We start from the raw sequence: 22,877 nt of genomic DNA on the forward strand, positions 1-22,877 counted from the left end.
CCGCGCCTCGCCCGAACGGGCGCCCGCTCCGTCGCCCGAACGCCCGACGTGGCACAGAACACGGAGCGCGCCGACCGGCCCCGCCGTAAGCTCTCGTCATGCAGGTGATCCAGTCCACGAAGCTGTCCAACGTCTGTTACGAGATCCGGGGTCCGGTGCTCGAAGAGGCGATGCGACTCGAGGCCGCGGGTCACCGCATCCTCAAGCTCAACACCGGCAACCCGGCCGCCTTCGGCTTCGAGTGCCCGCCGGCCATCCTCGAGGACGTGCTGCGCAACCTCGCCGACGCCCACGGCTACGGCGACGCGAAGGGCCTGCTGTCCGCCCGCCGCGCGGTGATGAGCCACTACGAGACCAAGGGCATCCCGCTCTCCGTCGAGGACATCTACCTCGGCAACGGCGTCTCCGAGCTGATCCAGATGTCGATGCAGGCACTGCTCGACGACGGCGACGAGGTCCTCGTTCCGGCTCCGGACTATCCGCTGTGGACGGCCTCGGTCTCGCTCGCGGGCGGTACGGCCGTGCACTACCGCTGCGACGAGCAGGCGGACTGGATGCCGGACCTGGCCGACATCGAGCGCAAGATCACCGACCGCACCAAGGCGATCGTGATCATCAACCCGAACAATCCGACGGGCGCCGTCTACGACGACGAGATGCTCCGCTCGCTGACCGAGATCGCCCGCCGCCACAAGCTGGTGATCTGCTCCGACGAGATCTACGACAAGATCCTCTACGACGGCGCCACGCACACCCCGACCGCCGCGATCGCCCCCGACCTGCTGGTCCTCACCTTCAACGGGATGAGCAAGAACTACCGGGTCGCGGGCTTCCGCTCCGGCTGGCTGGCGGTCTGCGGCCCGAAGGGGCACGCCACCTCGTACATCGAGGGCCTGACGATCCTCGCCAACATGCGCCTGTGCGCCAACATGCCGGCCCAGCACGCGGTGGCCGCCGCGCTCCAGGGGCGCCAGTCCATCGAGGACCTGGTCCTGCCGGGCGGGCGGCTGCTCGAGCAGCGGGACACCGCGTACGAGCTGCTGACCCGGATCCCGGGCGTGACCTGCGTGAAGCCGAAGGGCGCGCTGTACCTGTTCCCGCGCCTCGACCCGAACGTCTACAAGATCAAGGACGACCGGCAGATGGTCCTGGACCTGCTGCGGGCCGAGAAGATCATGGTCGTGCACGGGACGGGCTTCAACTGGCACGAGCCCGACCACTTCCGGATCGTCACCCTGCCCGCCGCCCCGGACCTGGCGGACGCGGTGACCCGGATCGGCACCTTCCTGGACGGCTACAGCCAGCACTAGCCCGGCCGCTCCGGAGCGCGCCACCAGCGCCCCGATCCGGACAGCACTCAACTTTAGATTGAATCTAAGCTAGGATGCCTCCAGAGCAACCAGGAGGCCGTCCCATGTACGAACCGATCCGCACCAAGTCGGTCCACCGGATGGCCGACGACGACCGGAACGCGTACCCGCACCGCTCCCGCGAGGAAGAGCTGGACATCCAGCTCGCCGGACACCTCGCCGCCCTGCTCGCCGTCACCGACGAGCTCGGCGACGGCGAGGCCGGCGAGCTGATCGCCCGGCAGGTCGCCCGGCTCCGCGGCGCGCCCCCCGCGCGGCACGCGGGCCTCAGCGGCTCCCCCGCCGAGGCGCTGCACCGCAGGGCACACGCCCTCGCGGGCCGCGCCCTGGTCGTCGCCGCCTCCCGGGCCGACACGGCCGCCGCGATCCTCGCCGCCGAGCGCATGGACGCGCACACCGCGGCGCTCCCCGGGGAAACCCTGGTCGGCGCCCCCTGACGGCCCCGGTCCGCGCGGCCACGACACCGCGCGGACCGGGTGCCACCCACCCCGGCACCACCCGACCCGGACGTCACCCGTCCGGTTCCCTACCGGGATCACCGCTTCACCCGCCGTACACCCGACTCCCCCTGGAATGTGGGTTTCCGCGAGCACGCTGCCCGCGTGAGACGCATTCTGGGAATCGTCCTCGCCGTCCTGCTCCTGGGCGGCGTGGCCGTGGTCCTCGTGACCGACGGCGACCGGGACGACAAGGGCACGGCAACGAAGACCGTGCGAGGAGTGATCGGGTCGGAGAAGGCGGAGTTCTTCGCCGATCCCGAGGTCGTGAAGGCCCTTGCCGCCAAGGGCCTCACCGTACGGACGGAGACCTCCGGGTCCTGGGACATGGAGCGACTGCCCCTCAAGGGCTACGACTTCGCGTTCCCGTCCGCCAAGGCGCCCGCCGACGAGATCAAGGCCAGGACGAAGGCGACCGGCACCCCGCTGCGCCCCTTCTACTCGCCGCTGGTCGTCGTCGCGCACGGCGCCGCCGCCCAGGTGCTCGCCGGCAACGGGCTCGCCACGCTCGCGCCCGGCGGCCACACCGGCACCCTGCGCATGGAGCCCTACCTCGCCGCCGCCCGCGCCGACCGGACCTGGCAGCAGCTCAAGGGCTCCGCCGGGCACGCCGAACTGAGCGGCACCCTGTTCGTCACCTCCACCGACCCGCTGGCCTCCAACTCCGGCGCGCTCTACCTGGCCGCCGCCAGCTACGTCGCCGACGGCGGCCGGGTCGCCGGGGACAAGGCCGCCGTGGACCGCACCGCCCCGCTGCTGCGCAAGCTGATCCAGGTGCAGGGCGCCCAGCAGTCCAGTTCCGACGCGCCCTTCCGGGACTTCGTCAGCGGCGTCGGCAACCCGCTGGTCCTCGTCTACGAGTCCCAGGTCGCCGCCCAGCTGATCGCCCAGCCGCCGGCCGGCTGGGCCGGCGACCTCGTCGTCCTCTACCCGGACACCACCGTCAGCAGCGACCACACGCTCGTCCCGCTCACCGACGGCGGCCGGACCCTCGGCGAGCTCCTCTCCACCGACCCGGAGCTGCGCCGGCTGGCGGTCCGCCACGGCTTCCGCCCGCAGGGCGCCCCGGCCGAGTTCACCGCCGCCACCGCCGGCCTCACCGGCTATCTCGACCAGAAGCTCACCGGAATCCGCCAGGCGCCCGTGCCCACCTCCCAGGTGCTGCACCGGATGGCGCTGCGGGCCCGCGACCAGGGGGACACCGCATGACCACACCCACGAGCCCGGACAGCCCGCTCGTCCTGACCCCGCCCGAGCCGGTTCCGCCGGTCCGCGCCGAGCAGGCGAAGACGCTCGTCCCGGTCGACGACGCGGTCCGCACCGAGATGGCCCGGCGCGCCGACGAGTACGTCGGCTCGCTCGCCGGACTCGACGCCCGCTCCCCCGAGTTCACCGGCCGGATCGGGGAGATCACGGCGCTCGGCGGCGGCGAACTGCGCACCGCCTCCCAGCAGTCCAACCGGATGCTGGACCGCACCGTCCGCTCGCTCGGCACGGCCGGCGGCGACCCGCAGGCCCGGGTCGGCGACTCGCTCGTCGCGCTGCGGCGCACCGTCGAGGACCTGGACCCGCGCGACACCCCCGCCAAGGGCGTCCGGAGCCTGCTGTCCAAGCTGCCCGGCGGCAACCGGGTGCGCGACCACATCGCGAAGTACGCCTCCTCGAAGGCCACCCTCGACCGGATCCTGGCCGCCCTGGACGGCGGCCAGGACGAACTGCGCCGCGACAACGCGGCCCTGCAGACCGAGCGGGCCCGGCTCTGGGAGACCATGGGCCGCCTCCAGGAGTACGCGGTGCTCACCGAGGCGCTCGACGCGGCCGTCGAGGAGCGGGTCGCGCTGACCACCGACCCGGCGCAGGCGGACGCGCTCCGCGCCGACGTGCTCTTCCCGGTCCGGCAGAAGCACCAGGACCTGCTGACCCAGCTCGCCGTCTGCGCCCAGGGCTACCTCGCGATGGACATGGTGCGCCGCAACAACGACGAGCTGATCAAGGGCGTGGAGCGGGCGTCGACGACGACCGTCACGGCGCTGCGGATCGCGGTGATGCTGGCCTCCGCGCTGGAGCACCAGAAGAAGGTCACCGAGCAGGTCACCGCGCTGCGCGGCACCACCGAGCGGCTCATCCAGGGCAACGCGAGCGCCCTCGCCGGCCAGTCCGGCGACATCCAGCGGCTGGCCGCCGAGCCCGCGGTCGGCCTGGACACCGTGCGCACCGCCTTCCAGCAGATCTACTCGACGCTCGACGCGATCGACACGTACAAGGTCCGCGCGACCGAGTCGATGGCCCAGACCGTCGACGCGCTCACCAATGAACTACGCACGGCGAGCGCCCACTTGGAGCGCACCCGCGCCTCGGACGGGCGCGCCGGGATCCTCGAAGGGGGCCGCGGATGAGAGCCGCCCGCACCGCCGCCCGCACCGCCGCCCGTGCCGTCGGCGCCGTCGTGGGCGTCCTCTCCCTCGCCCTGCTCGCCACCGGCTGCGGCGTGCCCGACCCGCCCGACCACGGCCCCGACGGGGACCAGCGGGAGTACCGCCCCGGCACCCTGCGGGTGCTCGCCTCCTCCGAACTCGCCGACATGGCACCCGTACTGGAGGAGGTGCGCAAGGCGACCGGCGTCACCGTGCGGCCGACGTACGCCGGGACCCTCGACGCCGTCGGGCGGATCGCGTCCGGCGAGGCCGACCGGGAGTTCGACGCGGTGTGGCTGTCGTCCAACGACTACCTGCGGCTGCGCCCCGACACCGCCCGGCGGATCACCGGCGAGACGCCGGTCATGACCTCCCCGGTCGCGCTCGGCGTACGGCCCGGCGTCGCCGCCCGGCTCGGCTGGGACCCGAAGAACGTCACCTGGGCGCAGATCCACCGGGCCGTCGCCGACAAGAAGCTCAGCTACGGCATGACGGACCCGCTGCGCTCCAACTCCGGCTTCTCCGCGCTGGTCTCGGTGGCCTCCGGCCTGTCCGGCGCGCAGTCCGCGCTCACCGACCGGGACGTGAAGGCGGCCACCCCGAAGCTGAAGGAGTTCTTCGCCGGCCAGAAGCTGACCTCCGGATCCTCCGGCTGGCTCGCCACCGCCTACGCCCGCCGGGGCGACGTCGACGCGCTGGTCAACTACGAGTCGGTGCTGCTCTCGATGCCCGGCGACCTCACCGTGATCCGCCCCGCCGACGGGGTGGTCACCGCGGACTACCCGCTGACCTCGCTGACCGCCGCCCGCCCGGAGGCCAAGGACGCGGCCCGCCGGCTCGCCGCACAGCTGCGCACCCCGGCCGTCCAGCGCCTGATCACCGAGCGCACCCTGCGCCGCCCGGTCGTGCCCGGGGTGGCCCCGGCGCCCCGGCTGTCGAGCGACCCGCGCCGCGAACTGCCCTTCCCCGGCAGCCGTTCGGTCGCCGACGGGCTGCTCGACGCGTACGACAACACCCTGCGCCGCCCCTCCCGTACGGTCTACGTCCTGGACACCTCCGGCTCGATGGAGGGCGAGCGGCTCGACCGGCTGAAGTCGGCGCTCGCGGAGCTGACCGGCGACTTCCGGGACCGCGAGGAGGTCACGCTGATGCCGTTCGGGTCGTCGGTGAAGCGCTCCGAGGTCACCACCCGCACGGTCGACCCGGCCGCCCCGAAGGGCGCGCTCGACGCGATCCGCGCCGACGCGGGCCGGCTGTCGGCCTCCGGCGGCACGGCGATCTACTCCAGCCTGAAGGAGGCGTACGGGCAGCTCGGCGCCGACGCCTCGGACGGCGCGTTCACCTCGATCGTGCTGATGACGGACGGCGAGAACACCGACGGCGACCCGGCCGCCGCCTTCGACCGCTTCTACGCGGACACGCTCACCCCCGCCCAGAAGCGCACCCCGGTCTTCCCGATCCTCTTCGGCGACTCCGACCGGTCCGCGCTCGACCACATCGCCGGGCTCACCGGCGGCCGTCTCTTCGACGCGACCCACGGCTCGCTCGACGGAGCCTTCGAGGAGATCCGTGGCTATCAGTGAGCGGCTGCTGCGGTACGCCGAGTCCCGCAAGAACCTCACCGGCTGCGTGGGCGGCCTGGCCGGGGTGGGCGTCACGCTGACCGGCGCGGCCGGCCCGCTGTGGCCGCTGGTCGTCGCCGGCCTGTACGGGGCGGGCGCCCTGATCGCCCCGCCGGACCGCCCGGCGGCCCCCGCCTTCCCGGACCCGGCGGAGCAGCTGGACGCGCTGCGGGCGGACCTGGCGACGCTGCGGGAGTACCTCGCCGAGGTGGAGCTGCCGCCGGCCGCGCACGGGCGTCTGACGGAGCTGGACACCCTGCTCGGCGCCCTGCTGGAACCGGGCTGGGTGAGCGACCCCGGGCATCTGCGGGTGCTGGGCCGGGCGGTGCGCCAGGACGTGCCGGAGGCCGTCGACGCGTTCGTGCGGAGCCGGTGGTGGACCCGGGCGGTGCCGGGCAAGGAGCCGCCGGAGCGGCACCTGGAGCGGCAGCTGGCCGCGCTGCACGGCGAGGCGGAGGCGATCGCGGGCGCCCTGCACGAGGCGGAGGCCCGGCGCCAGGAGACCCACACGCGCTATCTGGAGGACCGGGGCCGGTAGCCGGCGTCCCGGGCCGGGACGTGCGCCGGCCCCCGCAGCCGTGAGGGGGCTCCGGGGGCCGGTTGCGTCGTGGTGGACCGTCGTGACCCCACTGGTCAGGGCGGTGTTTCGGGGCAGCCCACCACGAGTCTCGGGTGTACCGCTACGGGCTCAGCCCAGGCGCTCGACGAGCGCGCGGTACTCGTCCCACAGCTCCTTCGGGGTGTGCTCCCCGAAGGTCTCCAGGTGCGCGGGGACCAGGGCGGCCTCCTCGCGCCACACGTCCTTGTCGACGGTGAGCAGGAAGTCCAGGTCGGCCTCGGGCAGGTCCAGTCCTTCGGTGTCGAGGGACTCCCGGGTCGGCAGGATGCCGATCGGGGTCTCGACGCCCTCGGCCTTGCCCTCCAGGCGCTCGACGATCCACTTGAGGACGCGGCTGTTCTCGCCGAAGCCGGGCCACACGAACTTGCCCGCGTCGTTCTTGCGGAACCAGTTCACGTAGTAGATCTTCGGCAGCTTCGCCTGGTCCTTGTCGGCACCCACCTTGACCCAGTGCGCCATGTAGTCGCCCATGTTGTAGCCGCAGAACGGCAGCATGGCGAAGGGGTCGCGGCGCAGCTCGCCGACCTTGCCCTCGGCGGCGGCGGTCTTCTCGGAGGCGACGTTGGCGCCGAGGAAGACACCGTGGTTCCAGTCGAAGGACTCGGTCACCAGCGGCACCGCGGAGGCGCGGCGGCCACCGAAGAGGATCGCGGAGATCGGGACGCCCTTGACGTCCTCCCACTCGGGGGCGATCGTCGGGCACTGGCCGGCCGGGACGGTGAAGCGGGCGTTCGGGTGGGCGGCCGGGGTCTCGGACTCCGGCGTCCAGTCGTTGCCCTTCCAGTCGGTCAGGTGCGCGGGCGCCTGCTCGGTCATGCCCTCCCACCAGACGTCGCCGTCGTCGGTGAGCGCGACGTTGGTGAAGACCGAGTTGCCCCAGAGGGTCTTCATGGCGTTGGCGTTGGTGTGCTCGCCGGTGCCGGGCGCGACGCCGAAGAAGCCGGCCTCGGGGTTGATCGCGTAGAGGCGGCCGTCCTCGCCGAAGCGCATCCAGGCGATGTCGTCGCCGATGGTCTCGACCGTCCAGCCGGAGATCGTGGGCTCCAGCATGGCGAGGTTGGTCTTGCCGCAGGCCGACGGGAAGGCGGCGGCCACGTACTTGGCCTCGCCCTGCGGCGGCGTGAGCTTGAGGATGAGCATGTGCTCGGCGAGCCAGCCCTCGTCACGCGCCATGACGGAGGCGATGCGGAGCGCGTAGCACTTCTTGCCGAGCAGCGCGTTGCCGCCGTAGCCCGAGCCGAAGGACCAGATCTCGCGGGTCTCGGGGAAGTGCGAGATGTACTTGGTGGAGTTGCACGGCCACGGAACGTCGGCCTCGCCCTCGGCGAGCGGGGCGCCGAGGGTGTGGACGGCCTTCACGAAGAAGCCGTCGGTGCCGAGCTCGTCGAGGACGGCCTGTCCCATGCGGGTCATCGTGCGCATGGAGACCGCGACGTACGCGGAGTCGGTGATCTCGACGCCGATGGCGGAGAGCGGGGAGCCGACGGGGCCCATGCAGAACGGGACGACGTACATCGTCCGGCCCTTCATCGAGCCGCGGAAGATGCCCTTCTCACCGGCGAAGATGTCCTTCATCTCCGCGGGAGCCTTCCAGTGGTTGGTCGGGCCCGCGTCCTCCTCCTTCTCGGAGCAGATGAAGGTCCGGTCCTCGACGCGCGCGACGTCGGTCGGGTCGGAGGCCGCGTAGTACGAGTTCGGCCGCTTGACCGGGTCCAGCTTCTTGAAGGTCCCCTTGGAGACGAGCTCCTCGCACAGGCGCTCGTACTCCGCCTCGGACCCGTCGCACCAGACGACACGGTCGGGCTGAGTGATCTCGGCGATCTCGTTGACCCACGAGATCAGTTCCTTGTGCTGGGTGGGGACGGTGGAGGGAGCCGCGTTGTCGCGCGCCACGATTGCTCCTTGTTGAGGGGTTTTTAAGATGTATGCCCCTTGGGGGCTGCGACCCGGATGCGTCGTAGGCGCTCATCCGGTGCCGACCGCACTCATTTGATCATCCGATGCTACCGCCCATATGTCCAGAGGGCCTCACACGTGAGCATCGCCACTCAAACGCCCCCACACGTATCCGGTACCTACGGGGGCGTAGGTAGCATTCGGTGCCATGACAGCAGCCACGCCGGACCTCACGTCCACGGAGCAGCGCCCGCCGCTGCCGCTCCCGCTCAAGCCGCGACTCAGGGGCTGGCTGCACGCCGGGATGTTCCCCGCGGTGATCGTCGCGGGCCTCGTCCTGGTCGCCCTCTCGGACTCGCCGAGGGCCCGGATCGCCTGCGGGATCTACGTCCTCACGGCCTGCCTGCTCTTCGGCATCAGCGCCCTGTACCACCGGGGCAACTGGGGCCCGCGCGGCGAGGCCGTGCTGCGGCGCCTCGACCACGCCAACATCTTCCTCATCATCGCGGGCACCTACACGCCGCTGACCCTGCTGCTCCTGCCGGACTCCACCGGCCGCCCGCTCATGTGGGCGGTCTGGGCGGCCGCCGCCGCCGGCATCGCCTTCCGGGTCTTCTGGGTCGGCGCCCCTCGCTGGCTGTACACGCCCTGCTACATCGCGATGGGCTGGGCCGCCGTCTTCTTCCTGCCCGACTTCATGCGCACCGGCGGCATCGCCGTCCTGGTCCTGGTGATCGTCGGCGGCCTGCTCTACAGCGCGGGCGGGGTCATCTACGGCATCAAGCGGCCCAACCCCTCACCCCGCTGGTTCGGCTTCCACGAGGTCTTCCACTCCCTCACCCTCGCCGCGTTCATCGTCCACTACGTGGGCATCTCGCTCGTCGCGTACCAGCACGCCTGACCTGCCTGACCAGGCACAATGACGGCCATGCCCGTCACCCCCGAGCGCCCAGGCCTGCGCGAGCGCAAGAAGCTCAGGACCCGCGCCGCGATCCGCCGCGCCACCCTCCGGCTCGTCACCGAGCAGGGGTACGAGGCCACCACCATCGAGCAGATCGCGGCGGCGGCCGAGGTCTCCCCCTCCACCGTCGTGCGCTACTTCCCGGTGAAGGAGGACATCCTCCTCACCGAGGCCCAGGACACGCTGCTCGAAGCCCGGCTGCTCGCCCGTCCGCCCGGCGAGGAGCCGCTGGAGTCGCTGCGGGCGGTCGTCGTCGAAGCCGTCACGACCGCCCTCACCCACGAACCGGCCGAGACCCGGCTGCGCGCCCGCCTCCTGACGGAGGTCCCCGCGATCCGCGCCCGGCTCACCGAGACCACCGCCGAGAGCGCCCGCCGGCTCTCCCGGGCCGTCGCCCAGCGCACCGGCCGCGACCCCGACGACCTGGAGGTACGGGTCTTCACCGCGGCCGTCCTCGGCGCCCTGCGCGAGGCCACCCTGCACTGGGCCGAACACGGCCGGGGCGACGACCTGATCGCGCTCCTCGACCGGACCGTCGACATCCTCAAGGCCGGGCTGACCCTCCGCCCGCCCGGCCCAGCGCGCCCCTGAGCACCTCACCCGACGCGGGGTTGCGCGCACAGCCCCACACGCCGTGCGGGCAGTAGTCGGTGAAGGTCTGGTACACCGGCCGCCGCCGCGCGAACCAGTCGAGCATCCCCCGCACGTACGCCGGGTTGTCGCCGTTGCGGAACAGCCCCCACTCGGGGAACGAGACCGGCTTGCCGTGCGCCGCCGCGAAGGCGGCGTGGTGCGCCAGCCCGTACTCCTCGGTGACCTGCTCCTCGAAGGAGAGCCCGGCCGGCTGGTCGTACGCGTCCAGGCCGAGGATGTCGACGTGGGCGTCGCCCGGGTAGCAGCGCGGCCAGGCGATGGCGTCGAGCCCCCGGCTCGGCGTGAAGTCGAAGCGGAACCGCTGCCCCGGCACCTCGCGCAGCACCCCCACCACCCGCCGCCAGTACGCCTTCCACGCCTCCGGGTCGGGCCCGCAGCGATGGCTGTACGTCGTCCCGTTCATCTCCCAGCCCAGCACCAGCACCGCGTCCCCGAGCCGGTACCGCACCAGCCGCTCCCCCAGCGTCCGGAAGTGCCCGTCGAACTCCCCGGCCGCCCCGCGCCGCAGCCCGTCCCGCACCTGCCCGTCGTCCAGGCCCGCCTCGCTGCGGTCCAGGAGCGGCACGTTCAGCACGAACAGGCGCCCCGGCCGCTCCTCCTTCCAGTGCGCCCACGGCTCGAACAGCGCGGGATGCCCCTCGATGTTGGACCAGCGGTCGCCCGGCAGATAGGTGTGCCCGACGTCCAGCGGCGCCCCGCCGAGCCACCGCTCCACCCCGGCGATCCGGCGCACCCCGGCCTCGTCGGAGCCGGTGAAGAACCCGGACGGGACCCCGGACAGCGGTCGCGGCGGCTCGGACGGCGCCGCCCGCTCCCCGGCCGGCCGGCCGCCCGGCGCGAGCCGCTCGTACGGCAGCAGGAACACGAACGCGGCCGCGAGCAGCAGCGTCAGCGCCACTCGCGGCCAGGAGGAGGAAGGGTGCACGTCAGCTGGTCCAGAACTCCCACCAGCGGGTCAGGATCAGCATCCCGATGATCCCGATGTGCAGCACCGGCGGCGCGAAGGCGAACTCCCCGAAGAAGCCCTTCACGGCGGCCGGCGCGGGCAGCGTCCCCTCCCGCACGTTGAGCGCGGTGACGTACCAGAACATGGTGATCGTGGCGCACCAGGCCAGACAGCACCACAGGCACAGCGAGTTGATCTCGTACAGCGACTGGTACATCAGCCAGGTGCAGAAGCCGACCCCGAACAGCATCCCCGCGTTGAGCGCGAGCCAGAACCAGCCCCGGTAGCGGGCGCCGGCCAGGATCCCGGCGCCCACGGCGGCGACCACGGCGTACGTGGCGAGCCCCAGCATCGGGTTCGGGAACCCGAACACCGCGGCCTGCTCGCTCTTCATGATGTTGCCGCAGGAGACGACCGGGTTGAGGCTGCACCCCGGCTGGAAGCCCGGGTCCTCCAGGAGCTTGAACTTGTCGATCGTGATGACCCAGCCGGCCAGCACGCCCGCCGCGCCCGTCACCATGAGCATCCAGGCGAAGGCCCGGCTCGCGCCGTACCCCGCTCCGCCCGTCCGCTCGCCCTCCCGCTGCCGCTGCTCCGGTACCGCTCCCCGTACGTTCACCGTCGCCATGACGCCGCCCCCTCTCCGCTCAGCCCTGGATCCGGCTCACCGGCACCGCGACGTGGCCCGAGTTCCGCACGACCTCGTCGGCGGAGATGAACGCCTTGAGGCGCTCCTCGTCCACCGGCGCGCCCGGCTCCGCGTCCGCCCACGGCACGACCGGCACCTTCACGATGACGTGACCCGTCTCGTACGCCGCCGCCTGCCAGTCCGCCGACACCGGGCACTGCGCGTTCATGAACGGCAGGGTGAGCACGGCCCGCTCCGCCTCGACGAGCAGGTGCGCGCCGATCCCCCGCTCCTGGCCGGCGTCGACGACGATGCCGCCGATCGGCACGCCCATGCCCTCCAGGGTCGCCCGCAGCTCCGCCTCGCCGGCCTCCCGGCCGTGCTCGCCGTCACCGAGCGAATAGACCATCAGGAAAGGGGTCGCGGGCATGTCGTCGGTGGGCCCGAGGGTCCACGAGATGACGGTGAGCGTGCCCATCGTATGGGCGCTGTGCTCCGTCGGCAGGACGTTGGAAGTGGTCATGGATCCGGATGCTAGGGGACGAACACCCTTTGCCCTCCGCCGAATTCACTCATTCGGCCGACATTCCCTCCGTCGGCCTTTCCGGCGCAACGAAGCGCGGTTTACATCGTTGTGCCCAGAGGGCATCAGCCGACCTCAGGAGATCGCTCATGATCGTCCCGCGCCGCACCGCGTTGCGGTCCCTCTTCGCGCTGGCCGTCACCGCCTTCACGGGCGGCGCGCTGGCCCGGATCGGCACGACGGGCCGGGACCGGCCCACCGGCTCCGGCCCGCTCGCCGCGGGCCCCGGCCCCGGCCCGGCCGCCGCCGTCGGCGTCGCCTTCGACGAGATGTACGCCGGACGGCGCATCCAGGGCCGTCCGGGTCCGGGCGGCGAACCGCTGGCCCTCGTCGACGGCCGGCCGCTCCATCTGATGCGCTGCGCCGACGGCGGCTATGTCACCCCGATCGACCACTACGAGTCCTGTCCGACGCCGCTGGCGGCCGTCCGCGCGGCCGTGGACGAGCTGGGGTCCGCCCCGCTCTCCCGGCTCGCCGCCGCCCACGGCGCCCATCCGGGAGGGAGCCCGCGTGGCGTACACGCGTAAGAACCAGCGCGATCTGACGAGTGCCGAGCGGAAGCGGTTCGTCGCCGCCGTCCTCGAACTCAAGCGGACCGGGAAGTACGACGACTTCGTCCGCACCCACATCGACCACTACGTCGCCGACGGCGAGGGCAAGCGGCGCGAGGCGCACATGTGCCCCAGTTTCCTACCCTGGCACCGCAAGTTCCTGCTGGAGTTCGAGCGGGCGCTGCGCCTGATCGACCCGGCGGTGACCGTGCCGTACTGGGACTGGACCCGCGACAGCACCCCGGCCGCCTCCCTGTGGAGCGACGACTTCATGGGCGGCAACGGGCGCCGGGGCGACTTCCAGGTGATGACCGGCCCCTTCGCGTACGCGGGCGGCCGCTGGACGGTCCGGCAGAACATGACCGAGGGCAATTTCCTGACCCGCGACTTCGGGCGCCCGCGCGATCCGATCGGGCTGCCGACGGCCGCGCAGGTCGAGGAGGTCATGGGCGAGCGGGCGTACGACGTGGCGCCGTGGAACTCGACCAGCGCGTCCGGCTTCCGCAACCGGATGGAGGGCTGGTCCGGCGGTCAGGGCAACGAGCGCTTCCGGGTGCACAACCGGGTGCACCGCTGGGTGGGCGGGATGATGCTGGGCGGGGCCTCGGTCAACGACCCGGTGTTCTGGCTGCACCACGCCTTCGTCGACCTGCTCTGGTCGCGCTGGCAGCAGCGCAATCCGGGGGCGGGCTATCTGCCGAAGGACCCGCCGCCGCTGGGCGATCCGCAGTACCGGCGGGTCGCCTCGCTGAACGAGCGGCTCGGCCCGTGGAACGTGACCCCGGCGGAGCTGCTCGACCACAGCGGCGTCTACCGCTACGCATGACAGCGTCCCCCCGGCCCTCGGGCCGGGGGGACGCTGTCGGGGCCGGGGTTCAGCCGCCGTAGCCGCCGTCACCGTGGTGACCGTCGACGTTCGCGCACTGGTTGCCGAAGGTCGGGTTCAGCAGGCCGATGACGCTGACGCTGTTGCCGCAGAGGTTGATCGGCACGTGGACCGGGACCTGCACGACGTTGCCGGAGGCGACGCCGGGGGAGTGGGCGGCGACGGCCTCGGCGCCGGAGTCGGCGACGGCCAGGCCGGCTCCGCTGAGGGCAACGGCGCCCGTGCCGGCGAGGACAGCGGCAGCCTTCGCGATGCGAGACATCAAGAACTCCTTGAACGTGGAATGCGACCGCGAGAATCACGGTCACGTGGTTCTTCAACGCCGAAATGGCTTGCAGGTCACGGCCATTGAGCCGAACGGAAACCACATCGGGGGAAATGGCCCGCAGATCACCCGTCCGCCCGCCGTCGGATACGACGGGACGGACCGGGACCCGCGGGCCGCGGCCATGCGACAAGCCTTCACCTGCAACGAGCGGAGATCCCTCGGGTGGCGGGAAGAATCGTGTCTTCACCCGCCGGATCAAAGGTCGTACAAACGAACGCCGTCCGGCCGGCTACGGCGCCAGGCCCAGCTGCGGGTCCAGCGCGCCGTTCAGCGCGGGGGTGAGGAGGCCCACCTCGGGCGCCGTGAGCCCCGGGAGCATCCCGCCGGCCTGCGGGGTGCGGAGGGCGTTGCCGACGGTGGCGCCGGGGGTGACGGCCTTCATCTCCGCCCGGGGGCTGGAGAGCTCGGCCGTGCCGGGCTCGCTGCCCCTGAGCACCTCGGGCAGCGGGGCGGCGATGTCGGTCCTCGACAGGGTGCTGTCGAGCGGGATGCGGGGCAGGGTGAGGTCCGGCAGGCTGCCGACGCCCTCGTGGAAGCCGGTGGGCGCGCCCGGTACGGGCGTGGGGACGCCGGTCTCGATGGTGGGGGCGTCCATCGGGATCACCGGGTCGAGGCCCTGGAGCGGGACCACCACGGGCGCGTCGGCGACGGCGGGAGTCGACAGGGCCGCGGACGCGAGGGCGGTGGCCAGGAGACCCAGGCCGACGTGAGATCGCAGATTCATGTCCTGCAAACGAGTTCCGGGCGGGGAACGTGACGCAATTCCCCTGAGTGCAGCAACGCCGGGGGTCCTCACCGGTGACCGGTGAGGACCCTGGTTGACGTGGCGTCAGCGCGGCGTGCCGCTCGGGCGGTTCAGTGCCGGCCGCGGACCAGCCGGCCGCCGCGCAGGTACATCACGCTGCCGCCGACGAGGAGGGCGGCGCTGATCGCGGCGGCCCCCATGAGGGCGGCGGAGTCGCCGCCGGTGTCGGGGAGGTGCGGGTGCCCGCTGGGGTGACCGGGCGTGCCGGGCGGCGTGGTGGGAACACAGTCCGGGCTGGTCTCGCCGTCCTCGCAGCCCGGCTCGTCGGGGTTGGTGGGCGGCGGGGTGCTGGCGGGCGGCGTGGTGGCCGGAGGAGTGGTGGGAACACAGTCCGGGCCGGTCTCGCCGTCCTCGCAGCCCGGCTCGTCGGGGTTGGTGGGCGGCGGGGTGCTGGCGGGCGGCGTGGTGGCCGGAGGAGTGGTGGCGGGCGGTGTGGTGGCCGGCGGCGTGGTGGGGCCGCACTCCGGGCCGGTCCCGCCGTGCTCGCAGCCGGGCTCCTCGCAGCCCGGCCCGGTGTCACCCGGCTCGCAGCCCGGCTCGTCGGGGTTGGTCGGCGGCGGGGTCGTCCCGCCGCCCGGCTCGCACCAGGGCCCGGTCTCGCCGTCCTCGCAGCCCGGCTCGTCCGGGTGGGTCGGCGGCGGGGTGCCGGGGCCGCAGTCCGGACCGGAGTGGCCGTACTCGCAGTCGCCCGGCTCGTCCGGGTGGGTGGGCGGCGGGGTCGTCTCGCCGCCGGGCGGGGTCGGGTGGTCACCGGGCGGGGTCGGGTGGTCCCCCGGCGGAGTCGGGTGATCCTCCGGCGGGGTCGGGTGGTCCTCCGGCGGGGTCGGGTGGTCCCCCGGCGGAGTCGGGTGGTCACCGGGCGGGTTGCCCTCGTCGCCGTAGCCGCCCTGCCCGTCGTCCCCGTAGCCGCCGGGGTCGTCGGCGGCGGAGTGGACCGCCTTGGCGCACAGGTCGGCGACGGCGGCGCCCATGGACCCGAGGTGCGCGTGGTCGCCGCAGACCTCGGCCGCGGCGGGCATCCGGCCGTGGGTCCCCGCGCCGGGTCCGGGCGCGTCCCCCGCGGCGAGGGCGGAGTTCGCCGCGAGGGCGAAGCCGCCGGTGAGCGAGAGCAGGCCGGTGGCCGCCGCCATGGTGAGCATTTTCCTGGTGATGATGGGTCGCATTCCGCTCTTCCTCTGGGAAAGGAGGAGCCGGCGAGGATCCCCCCTCGCTCCGACCGGCCCGCGTTCCCCGCCGTCCGTCTGCGTGGGGATGGCGAGAGCGTATGAAGCCGGCACCGCGCGCGATCGACCCGACGCGACACATGATCCGAAAATCATTCAATCGGACCCAAGGGCAGGGCAGCCGAAAGCCCTGGCGGGGAAGGTCCGCCAGGGCCCGTCACAGCACAGTGGCTTGACTGTCCGTCAGCCGGTCAGCCGCCGAGCGGAAGGCCGCCGAGGAGGCCGGTCGCACCCTTGCTCGCCTTGTTCAGCTGACCCGCGGCCTCGGTCACCTTCTGGACGGGCGAGCCGTCCGTGGTGCTGCTGAGCGCGTCCGACTTCAGACCGGAGCTGGTCAGCGATCCGAGGCCACCGTCCAGGCTGGAGGGCACCATCGACTCCGCGGCCATCGCGGGCGCGGCGACACCCAGGGCCATGACGGAACCGGCGATGACCGCGGCGACCTTGGTGGGCTTCATGAATGAGGGTCCTTCCTTCTGGCGTACATGTGTCGGCGCAAGCAACTCACTTGCCGCACAGGCTTCTTGAGAGATTCCCGTGCGTCGTTCTGCCTTCTGTAACGAGGCGTGCGCTCCCCGGAAACTCCGGGAGGGGGGATTTCTCGACACTGCACCCGAATGATGCGGCCGGTGTTATTTACCGATGGACCGACCTACGGGCGGCAGATCCGACGGCGGGACGACGCGCGGCCGGGAGGCGTACACGCGTTCGCTCCCCTCGCGGGCGGGACGACTCCCCCGCCACCGTGCCTGCGGGTATAGCGGTCCGCGACCGCAGAACTACCGAGCGCCACGTCTCCGTTCGGGTGAATCCCGTTCCCGGCCTGCCCCTCCCAGGGGCGTACGCCGTTGCACCGGACGGCGCACAGGGGTGCGTCCGAACGAGTCACCACCCAGTGAGCAGACGGCGAAAGGCCGGCGCGCCACCCCTGGCGGGGGCGGCGCGCCGGCCTCGGAAGGACCACGATCCGGCGTGCGAGATCAGGCGTTGATGCAGGTGTTGCCGAAGGCCGGGTTCAGCAGGCCGATCACGTTGACGGTGTTGCCGCAGACGTTGACCGGGATGTGCACCGGGACCTGGACGACGTTGCCGGACAGCACGCCCGGGGAGCCCACGGCCGCGGCCTCGGCACCGGCGTCGGCGGCGGCGACACCGGCGGTGCCGGCGACGGCGGCGGCGGCACCGAGGGACAGGACGACGGCCTTCGCGATACGGGACATGAAGAGGATCTCCTCGATCGATGGGAAGCGACGGGAACTGCTGCGACTGCGAGGTCGGCGCGGACGGTTCAGCCCGGCTCCTTCAACAACGCCCAGGCAATTCATCGGTTGCTCTCCCGAACGGGTGACGTTCAACCGATCTTTGGGCCATAGGAGGGTCATTCGAGTGACCGGACCTGAAAAGGGGCAACACGCACAACGACGAACCGGCCGTAAGGGTACGGAAGTTCGCGTTTGCGAGCATCTAATGCTTACTATCGCCCGCCGTGGGGGTTATAACGTTCCCGAACGTTGCTTCCGGTCCCGTCACGCGTTCTTGCATTTTGCGCGGACGACACCTTCCTCTCTCCCGGTCTACACGGGTCTTCCCTTCCTTCTCTCATCAAAGCGGAGAACCTGTATGCGGAATTCAGCGGTTCATGCCGTACGCCGGGGCGTGCTCTGCGCCGTGTCGTGCGCGGCCCTCTCCGCCGCGCTCCCGGCCGCGTCCGCCGTCGCGCCCCCGCCGACGGAAGCCACCCGACTCGCCTTCGCCCCGCGGTACCAGGCCGTCCAGCACGGCGGCATCGTCCGGGCCGCCAACGCCTCGGCCAAGGGCACCCTGGGCACCGAGTCGGCCAACGACGGCGCCACGATGGGGTACGTGGACGTCGACGACGACGCCAACACCTACAACTCGAGCAGTGCCGAGCTCCGGGTCCCCGACGGGGCCCGGGTCAGCTGGGCCCGCCTGTACTGGGGCGGCAACCTGCGCGTCGGCGAGCAGAAGCCGCCCAAGGACAACGGGCGGGTGCTGATCGCCGAGCCCGGCGGCCGCTACAAGGCGCTGCTCGCCGACACCACCACCGGTCACCGCACCGCCCACGGCGCCGACGCCTTCCAGGCCTCCGCCGACGTCACCGATCTGGTCCGGTCGTCCCGGTCGGGCCTGTGGACCGTCGCCCAGGTCAACGTGGCGATGGGCCGTTCGGCCGTCGGCGGATGGGGTGGCTGGACCCTGGTCGCCGCGTACGAGAAGGCCGACGAGCCGCTGCGCCGACTGGCCGTATGGGACGGCTTCGAAACACTCGGTCCGAAGAACCCCGAGCTGCGAATCCCACTCGCGCTCGGCAAGGACCGCATTCCCCAGGGGGCGGGCGGCCTGCTCGGACTGGTCGCCTATGACGGTGACCGCGGGACTTCCGGGGATTACCTCGCGGTGGAATCCGAACGGGCCAAGACCGTCAGGCGGAGCAGGCTCTCCGATTCCGCGAATTCCGCGGACGACGTGATGAACTCCAGCATCACGGACGCGGGAAAAAGTCGGATGGAACGACTGCCCGCTCATCAGAACACCCTGGGGTACGACTCCGACGTCTTCGATCTGCGGGGGGCGCTGCGCCATGGGGCCGATCGTTTCCACATCCGCGTCGGCAGCCGGACGGACACCGTCTGGCTCGGGGCGCTCTTCCTCCAGGCGGACGTCCGGCGGGCCGACGCCCGGCGCTGACGTGCTGCACGCGGTCCAGCCGGGCGACGGCGGGGTCGCCCGGGTCGTCACCGACCTGGTCCGCGCACAGCTGGCGGACGGGCTGCGGGTCGCCGTGGCCTGTCCGCCCGGCACCGGACTCGCCGCGGCCGTACGGGCCGAGGGCGCCGCCACGTACGCCTGGCGGGCGGGCCGGGACCCCGGCCCCGGGACCGTACGGGAGACCCGGGAGCTCGGCCGGCTCGTCCGTGCCGTGCGGCCCTCGCTGGTCCACGCGCACAGCGCCAAGGCCGGGCTGTGCGCCCGGCTCGCGTTGCGCGGACGGGTCCCGACGGTGTATCAGCCGCACGCCTGGTCCTTCGAGGCCGTCGAGGGGACGACCGCGACGCTCGCCCGGCGCTGGGAGCGCTGGGCCGCCCGCTGGACGGCCCGGATCGTCTGCGTCAGCGAGGCCGAACGGCGCACCGGCGAGGCGGCCGGGGTGCGGGCGCCCTGTTCGGTGATCCACAACGGGGTGGACGCGGGCCGTTTCGCGCCCGCCGACGAGGAGCCCGCCGCGCGCGACGCGGCCGGGCCGCTCGTCGTGTGCGTGGGCCGGCTCTGCCGGCAGAAGGGCCAGGACGTGCTGCTCGCCGCCTGGCCCGAGGTGCTCGCCGCCGTGCCGGACGCCCGGCTCGTGCTGGTCGGCGACGGCCCCGACGGGGAACGGCTGCGGGCCGCCGCCGGGCCCTCGGTGCGCTTCACCGGCGCCGTCGCCGACACCGCGCCCTGGTACCGGGCCGCCGACCTCGTCGTCCTGCCCTCCCGCTGGGAGGGCATGGCGCTCGCACCCCTGGAGGCGATGGCCAGCGGACGGCCCGTGGTGGTCGGCGACGTGGACGGCGCGCGCGAGAGCCTGCCGCCCGGTCATGAGGAGCTGTGCCTGGTCCCGCCCGGGGACCCGGCCGCCCTCGCCGCCGCGCTCGGCCGCCTGCTGGGCGAGCCCGGGCTGCGGCGCTCGCTGGGCCGGGAGGCCCGCGAGCACGTACTCAGCAGTTTCGATGTGCGGCGCACCGGCGCGGCCGTCGCGGAGCTCTACCGCGAAGTGGCCGGAGTGCGGTGCACGCAGCACAGAGAGCCGATTGCGCAGTGACTACCGAAAGCACCAGCGTCCCTCCGTCGCCGGGCCCGTGGCCCACGGCGCCCTTCGCGGGCCTCGCCTCCCTGACGTCGCCGCGCCCCGGCTCCGACCGGCTGGCCCTGGCGCCGCGGCGCCCGGTCCGGGTCCGGGTCCGGTCCGCCACCGTGCCGCTGCTGGCGGCCGACACCGTCGCCGTCCTCCTCGCGGTCTGCGCGCTGTCCCCGGCGCACCGGCGCTGGGAGCTGTCGCTGCTGGTCGCCGGCCTCGTCGTGCTGCTCGACGGCCGGGCCGGTCTGTACCGGCCGGGCGCCGTGCTCACCGGGGCGCTGGACGACCTGCCCGCGCTGGCCTCCCGCGCCGGAGTCGCCTGGTGTGTGACGGCCGCCGCGGTCGCCGCGTACGCCCCGGGGTCCGCGATCGGCCCGCTGCGGCTGTGCGGCGCGTACGGCACGCACGTCGCGGCCGTGGTCACGGTGCGCGGTCTCGTGCACGCGCGGCGGCGGCGGACGGCCCGGGCGCACCCGCGGTCGGCACTCGTGGTCGGGGCGCCGGGAGCGGCGCGCCGGTTCGCCGCGGCGCTCGGGCAGCACCCCGAGTACGGCATCCGGCCGGTGGGCCTGGTCGCCGGGCGGGCGGACGGCGAGCGGGGGCTCCCGGTGCTCACCACGACCGAGGAGATCCACCGTGCGGTCATCCAGAACACCGTCCGGGACGCCGTCTTCCTCACCGAGGACGGCGGGCTCGTGACGCTCTTCCAGCACTACGGCTGCTCCACCTGGCGGGTCGGCGGCGAGCCGCGGCAGGGGGCGATGGGCGACCACCTGTGGGGGTACGGCAGCCACCGGCTGGTGCCGGTCTCCGAGCGGCGCGGGCTGACCGCGAAGCGGGCCCTGGACGTGGCGCTGTCCGCCCCGGCCCTCGCGGTCGCGCTGCCGGTGCTGCTGATGTGCGCGCTCGCGGTGCGGCTCGCGGACGGGCCGGGGGTGCTGTTCCGGCAGGAGCGGGTGGGCCAGAACGGGCGCCTGTTCACGCTGCTCAAGTTCCGTACGCTGCGCCCGTCCGACGAGACGGAGTCGGCGACCCGGTGGAGCGTCGCCGACGACCACCGGATGAGCGCCGCCGGCCACTTCCTCCGCAAGACCTCGCTGGACGAGCTGCCGCAGCTGTGGAACGTGCTGCGCGGCGACATGAGCCTGGTCGGGCCGCGACCCGAACGGCCGTACTTCGTCGCCCAGTTCAGCCGGGTCCACGCGGGCTACGCGGCCCGGCACCGGATGCCGGTCGGGCTCACCGGCCTCGCCCAGGTGCACGGCCTGCGCGGCGACACCTCGATCGAGGACCGCTGCCGCTTCGACAACCACTACATCGACCACTGGTCGCTCTGGCAGGACGTGTGCATCCTGCTGCGCACGGCGGCCGGGCTCGTGCGACCGACGGGGAGCTGACGATGGCGACGGCCGTTTCGCTGCCGGGGACCGGGCGTACCTCCCCGGCCGGCTCCGGGGTACGGGACTGGGTCCGCAGGGCCGGGGCGCTGTCCCCGGTGCTCGCCGTGATCGCCCTGCTGCTCGTGCCGGGCGGCGGGGGTGGCGCCCAAGGGGGCACGGGCGGTACGGGCACCGTCGCCGACGCGGCGTCGGGGCTGCTCGTCCTCGTCTGCCTGGTGCGGGTGGCGCGTTCCGGGGCCCGGCCGCTGAGCCGGGCGGCGGCCGTCGTCCTCGGGCTGCCCGTGCTCGGCATCTGCCTGGCCGCGATCACCTCGAACGACCCGGGCGCCAGCCTGCCGGGCGTCGCCCGCTACGTACAGATCTTCGTGCTGGTCCCGGCCGCCGTGCTCCTGATGATCCGCGACCGGCGGGACTTCGCCGTGGTGGCGTGGGCACTGGTCGGTCTGGGGCTGCTGCAGGGCGCGGTGGGCGTCGTGCAGTTCCTGACCGGCACCGGCGCCTCCTACCAGGGCGAGGACATCCGCGCGGTCGGCACCTTCGGGGCGACCGACGTGATGGGCATGGCGACGGTCGTCGCGTACGGCCTCGTCATCGCGACCGGCCTCGCGCTGGGCGGCACCGCCGGCCGGGCCCGTACCGCGGCACTGGTCTGCGCCGGGCTGCTCTTCCTGCCGCTCGTCCTCTCCTTCAGCCGGGGCGCGTGGATCGCGACCGTGCTGACCTGCGTGCTGCAACTGCTCCTGTCGGGCCTGCGACGGGCCGGGCGGGTCGCGCTCGTGGCGGGCGCGCTGGGCGTCGTCCTGGTCGGCGGGCTCGGCATCGGCTCGGAGATGGTGAAGGAACGGGTCACCAGCATCACCCAGGTCGCGGGGGCGCCCGACCAGTCGGTGACCGACCGCTACACGATGTGGGCGGCGGCCGGCCGGATGTGGCGCAGCGAGCCGCTGACCGGCGTGGGCCTGAAGGGCTTCCCCGCGTACCGCGACTCGAACGCCTCGCTCGCGCTGTCCTCCGGCAGCGACACCGCCGGCGCGGGCGCCGTCTTCCAGCGCCAGCCGCTGCTGTCCCCGCACAACATGTACCTGCTGGTCCTGAGCGAGCAGGGCCTGATCGGTCTGCTCGCCCTCGCGGGCAGCTGGGCGGCCCTCCTGGTGGCGGCCCTGCGGCGGCGCCGGATGGGCGCGGACTGCGCGCTGGTCGCGGTCGGCGTGCTGTCCTGGCAGCTCATCGACTTCTTCTACGCGGACATCGGCGGCCCCTCCACGGTGCTCATGTCGGTCGTCCTCGGCCTGGCCGCGTGGTGGTCGCTGGCGGAGGTGCGCCGTGCGTGACCCGTGGTCCGATCCCCCGGACCCGACGGACACCCCCCCGGTCCCGCCCGCCCCCCTCTCCGGCGCGCGGGACCCCGGCACGCCCCCGGGCGACGCCACGACGACCTGGCTCCCGCCCGAGGCCGGCCCGTTCCCGCCCGTACCCGCGGGAGGTCCGGCCGCGCCCGCCCCCCACGACCCCTGGACGCACGGCCCTTCGGGCGACCCGCTGTGCGGGCCGCCGCCGGGCGGTGTGACCGGACCCCCCGCGGGTCCGGCCACACGGCCCGGCGGGACGGCCGCGCCCTGGGCCGGCCCGGCGATGCCC

Annotated in this window: 23 protein-coding genes; 14 read left to right on the plus strand and 9 right to left on the minus strand. The window is 73.2% G+C overall.

Annotation, left to right across the window (positions count from 1 at the left end; genetic code table 11):
- The first annotated feature begins 98 nt into the window (after window positions 1-98).
- The 6 genes from AB0Q96_RS15400 (at window position 99) to AB0Q96_RS15425 (ending at window position 6,441) form a co-directional block, all read left to right on the plus strand.
- Window positions 99-1,310, plus strand: coding sequence for a pyridoxal phosphate-dependent aminotransferase (locus tag AB0Q96_RS15400; RefSeq protein ID WP_365325551.1), 1,212 nt, complete (start codon window positions 99-101; stop codon window positions 1,308-1,310).
- 104 nt (window positions 1,311-1,414) lie between these two features.
- Complete coding sequence (locus tag AB0Q96_RS15405; RefSeq protein ID WP_365325553.1) at window positions 1,415-1,807, plus strand: hypothetical protein; 393 nt, start codon at window positions 1,415-1,417, stop codon at window positions 1,805-1,807.
- Between the two features lie 138 nt (window positions 1,808-1,945).
- Entirely contained in the window at window positions 1,946-3,076 is a 1,131-nt protein-coding gene (locus AB0Q96_RS15410; protein ID WP_365325555.1) for a hypothetical protein, read from the plus strand.
- On the plus strand, window positions 3,073-4,263 hold the full coding sequence (locus tag AB0Q96_RS15415; protein ID WP_365325557.1) for a toxic anion resistance protein: 1,191 nt from the start codon (window positions 3,073-3,075) through the stop codon (window positions 4,261-4,263). Before AB0Q96_RS15410 ends, AB0Q96_RS15415 begins: the two co-directional genes overlap by 4 nt.
- Window positions 4,260-5,864: a VWA domain-containing protein gene (locus AB0Q96_RS15420; protein WP_365325559.1), complete on the plus strand. Its 1,605-nt coding sequence runs from the start codon at window positions 4,260-4,262 to the stop codon at window positions 5,862-5,864. Before AB0Q96_RS15415 ends, AB0Q96_RS15420 begins: the two co-directional genes overlap by 4 nt.
- On the plus strand, window positions 5,851-6,441 hold the full coding sequence (locus tag AB0Q96_RS15425; RefSeq protein WP_365325561.1) for a hypothetical protein: 591 nt from the start codon (window positions 5,851-5,853) through the stop codon (window positions 6,439-6,441). The genes AB0Q96_RS15420 and AB0Q96_RS15425 overlap by 14 nt, the downstream gene beginning before the upstream one ends.
- Window positions 6,442-6,591: 150 nt before the next feature.
- Here the strand turns inward: AB0Q96_RS15425 and AB0Q96_RS15430 are convergent, their stop codons facing one another.
- On the minus strand, window positions 6,592-8,415 hold the full coding sequence (locus AB0Q96_RS15430) for a phosphoenolpyruvate carboxykinase (GTP) (RefSeq protein WP_365325563.1): 1,824 nt from the start codon (window positions 8,413-8,415) through the stop codon (window positions 6,592-6,594).
- Between the two features lie 211 nt (window positions 8,416-8,626).
- On the opposite strand from AB0Q96_RS15430, the gene AB0Q96_RS15435 reads away from it, so the two are divergent.
- Together AB0Q96_RS15435 and AB0Q96_RS15440 are read left to right on the plus strand one after the other, a co-directional pair.
- Window positions 8,627-9,319 (plus strand): hemolysin III family protein, encoded by a 693-nt coding sequence (locus tag AB0Q96_RS15435; RefSeq protein ID WP_365325565.1) that lies wholly within the window; start codon window positions 8,627-8,629, stop codon window positions 9,317-9,319.
- A gap of 18 nt (window positions 9,320-9,337) precedes the next feature.
- The gene (locus tag AB0Q96_RS15440) at window positions 9,338-9,970 is read left to right on the plus strand and encodes a TetR family transcriptional regulator (protein WP_365325567.1); all 633 of its coding nucleotides are present in this window, start codon (window positions 9,338-9,340) and stop codon (window positions 9,968-9,970) included.
- Here AB0Q96_RS15440 and AB0Q96_RS15445 read toward each other — a convergent pair.
- From AB0Q96_RS15445 to AB0Q96_RS15455, 3 genes are read right to left on the minus strand one after another with little or no spacing between them, the layout of a single operon-like run.
- Window positions 9,924-10,958: a glycosyl hydrolase gene (locus AB0Q96_RS15445; RefSeq protein WP_365325569.1), complete on the minus strand. Its 1,035-nt coding sequence runs from the start codon at window positions 10,956-10,958 to the stop codon at window positions 9,924-9,926. The genes AB0Q96_RS15440 and AB0Q96_RS15445 overlap by 47 nt on opposite strands.
- A 1-nt stretch (window position 10,959) precedes the next feature.
- Window positions 10,960-11,607: a vitamin K epoxide reductase family protein gene (locus tag AB0Q96_RS15450; RefSeq protein ID WP_365325570.1), complete on the minus strand. Its 648-nt coding sequence runs from the start codon at window positions 11,605-11,607 to the stop codon at window positions 10,960-10,962.
- Window positions 11,608-11,626: 19 nt separating this feature from the next.
- Window positions 11,627-12,130, minus strand: coding sequence for a DUF5949 family protein (locus tag AB0Q96_RS15455; RefSeq protein WP_365325572.1), 504 nt, complete (start codon window positions 12,128-12,130; stop codon window positions 11,627-11,629).
- 149 nt (window positions 12,131-12,279) lie between these two features.
- Here AB0Q96_RS15455 and AB0Q96_RS15460 point away from each other — a divergent pair, with 149 nt between their 5' ends.
- Both AB0Q96_RS15460 and AB0Q96_RS15465 read left to right on the plus strand, forming a co-directional pair.
- Window positions 12,280-12,717 (plus strand): tyrosinase family oxidase copper chaperone, encoded by a 438-nt coding sequence (locus AB0Q96_RS15460; RefSeq protein WP_365325574.1) that lies wholly within the window; start codon window positions 12,280-12,282, stop codon window positions 12,715-12,717.
- Window positions 12,701-13,567 carry a tyrosinase family protein gene (locus AB0Q96_RS15465; RefSeq protein WP_365325576.1) on the plus strand — a complete coding sequence of 289 codons (867 nt, stop codon included), beginning with the start codon at window positions 12,701-12,703 and terminating at the stop codon, window positions 13,565-13,567. Before AB0Q96_RS15460 ends, AB0Q96_RS15465 begins: the two co-directional genes overlap by 17 nt.
- Window positions 13,568-13,616: 49 nt before the next feature.
- Here AB0Q96_RS15465 and AB0Q96_RS15470 read toward each other — a convergent pair whose 3' ends face one another.
- The 5 genes from AB0Q96_RS15470 to AB0Q96_RS15490 all read right to left on the minus strand — a co-directional run bounded on the left by AB0Q96_RS15470 (window position 13,617) and on the right by AB0Q96_RS15490 (window position 17,203).
- Entirely contained in the window at window positions 13,617-13,889 is a 273-nt protein-coding gene (locus AB0Q96_RS15470) for a chaplin (protein WP_365325578.1), read from the minus strand.
- A gap of 295 nt (window positions 13,890-14,184) precedes the next feature.
- On the minus strand, window positions 14,185-14,679 hold the full coding sequence (locus AB0Q96_RS15475) for a hypothetical protein (protein ID WP_365325580.1): 495 nt from the start codon (window positions 14,677-14,679) through the stop codon (window positions 14,185-14,187).
- 131 nt (window positions 14,680-14,810) lie between these two features.
- Window positions 14,811-15,923: an LPXTG cell wall anchor domain-containing protein gene (locus AB0Q96_RS15480; RefSeq protein ID WP_365325582.1), complete on the minus strand. Its 1,113-nt coding sequence runs from the start codon at window positions 15,921-15,923 to the stop codon at window positions 14,811-14,813.
- A 251-nt stretch (window positions 15,924-16,174) separates the two neighbouring features.
- Window positions 16,175-16,441: a hypothetical protein gene (locus AB0Q96_RS15485; RefSeq protein ID WP_365325584.1), complete on the minus strand. Its 267-nt coding sequence runs from the start codon at window positions 16,439-16,441 to the stop codon at window positions 16,175-16,177.
- 522 nt (window positions 16,442-16,963) lie between these two features.
- On the minus strand, window positions 16,964-17,203 hold the full coding sequence (locus AB0Q96_RS15490) for a chaplin (RefSeq protein ID WP_365325586.1): 240 nt from the start codon (window positions 17,201-17,203) through the stop codon (window positions 16,964-16,966).
- A 400-nt stretch (window positions 17,204-17,603) separates the two neighbouring features.
- Here AB0Q96_RS15490 and AB0Q96_RS15495 point away from each other — a divergent pair, with 400 nt between their 5' ends.
- Genes AB0Q96_RS15495 through AB0Q96_RS15510 form a run of 4 tightly spaced genes read left to right on the plus strand, consistent with a single transcriptional unit; the run spans window position 17,604 to window position 22,570 of the window.
- Complete coding sequence (locus AB0Q96_RS15495) at window positions 17,604-18,692, plus strand: DUF3344 domain-containing protein (protein ID WP_365325588.1); 1,089 nt, start codon at window positions 17,604-17,606, stop codon at window positions 18,690-18,692.
- Between the two features lies 1 nt (window position 18,693).
- Window positions 18,694-19,803: a glycosyltransferase family 4 protein gene (locus AB0Q96_RS15500; RefSeq protein WP_365325590.1), complete on the plus strand. Its 1,110-nt coding sequence runs from the start codon at window positions 18,694-18,696 to the stop codon at window positions 19,801-19,803.
- A complete protein-coding gene (locus tag AB0Q96_RS15505; protein WP_365325592.1) occupies window positions 19,800-21,236 on the plus strand; it encodes a sugar transferase in 1,437 nt (478 codons plus the stop codon). The genes AB0Q96_RS15500 and AB0Q96_RS15505 overlap by 4 nt, the downstream gene beginning before the upstream one ends.
- Window positions 21,237-21,238: 2 nt before the next feature.
- Entirely contained in the window at window positions 21,239-22,570 is a 1,332-nt protein-coding gene (locus tag AB0Q96_RS15510; protein ID WP_365325594.1) for an O-antigen ligase family protein, read from the plus strand.
- The last annotated feature ends 307 nt before the right edge of the window (window positions 22,571-22,877 follow it).

It is taken from the genome of Streptomyces sp. NPDC093111, from assembly GCF_040683955.1.
Classification (GTDB): Bacteria; Actinomycetota; Actinomycetes; order Streptomycetales; family Streptomycetaceae; genus Streptomyces.

Excerpts from the sequence above, each read along its gene's own strand:
- AB0Q96_RS15400 (WP_365325551.1), top strand. The coding sequence starts at position 99 with ATGCAGGTGATCCAGTCCACGAAGCTGTCCAACGTCTGTTACGAGATC.
- AB0Q96_RS15405 (WP_365325553.1), top strand. The coding sequence starts at position 1,415 with ATGTACGAACCGATCCGCACCAAGTCGGTCCACCGGATGGCCGACGAC.
- AB0Q96_RS15415 (WP_365325557.1), top strand. The coding sequence starts at position 3,073 with ATGACCACACCCACGAGCCCGGACAGCCCGCTCGTCCTGACCCCGCCC.
- AB0Q96_RS15420 (WP_365325559.1), top strand. The coding sequence starts at position 4,260 with ATGAGAGCCGCCCGCACCGCCGCCCGCACCGCCGCCCGTGCCGTCGGC.
- AB0Q96_RS15435 (WP_365325565.1), top strand. The coding sequence starts at position 8,627 with ATGACAGCAGCCACGCCGGACCTCACGTCCACGGAGCAGCGCCCGCCG.
- AB0Q96_RS15440 (WP_365325567.1), top strand. The coding sequence starts at position 9,338 with ATGACGGCCATGCCCGTCACCCCCGAGCGCCCAGGCCTGCGCGAGCGC.
- AB0Q96_RS15450 (WP_365325570.1), bottom strand. The coding sequence starts at position 11,607 with ATGGCGACGGTGAACGTACGGGGAGCGGTACCGGAGCAGCGGCAGCGG.
- AB0Q96_RS15455 (WP_365325572.1), bottom strand. The coding sequence starts at position 12,130 with ATGACCACTTCCAACGTCCTGCCGACGGAGCACAGCGCCCATACGATG.
- AB0Q96_RS15460 (WP_365325574.1), top strand. The coding sequence starts at position 12,280 with ATGATCGTCCCGCGCCGCACCGCGTTGCGGTCCCTCTTCGCGCTGGCC.
- AB0Q96_RS15470 (WP_365325578.1), bottom strand. The coding sequence starts at position 13,889 with ATGTCTCGCATCGCGAAGGCTGCCGCTGTCCTCGCCGGCACGGGCGCC.
- AB0Q96_RS15475 (WP_365325580.1), bottom strand. The coding sequence starts at position 14,679 with ATGAATCTGCGATCTCACGTCGGCCTGGGTCTCCTGGCCACCGCCCTC.
- AB0Q96_RS15480 (WP_365325582.1), bottom strand. The coding sequence starts at position 15,923 with ATGCGACCCATCATCACCAGGAAAATGCTCACCATGGCGGCGGCCACC.
- AB0Q96_RS15485 (WP_365325584.1), bottom strand. The coding sequence starts at position 16,441 with ATGAAGCCCACCAAGGTCGCCGCGGTCATCGCCGGTTCCGTCATGGCC.
- AB0Q96_RS15490 (WP_365325586.1), bottom strand. The coding sequence starts at position 17,203 with ATGTCCCGTATCGCGAAGGCCGTCGTCCTGTCCCTCGGTGCCGCCGCC.
- AB0Q96_RS15495 (WP_365325588.1), top strand. The coding sequence starts at position 17,604 with ATGCGGAATTCAGCGGTTCATGCCGTACGCCGGGGCGTGCTCTGCGCC.
- AB0Q96_RS15510 (WP_365325594.1), top strand. The coding sequence starts at position 21,239 with ATGGCGACGGCCGTTTCGCTGCCGGGGACCGGGCGTACCTCCCCGGCC.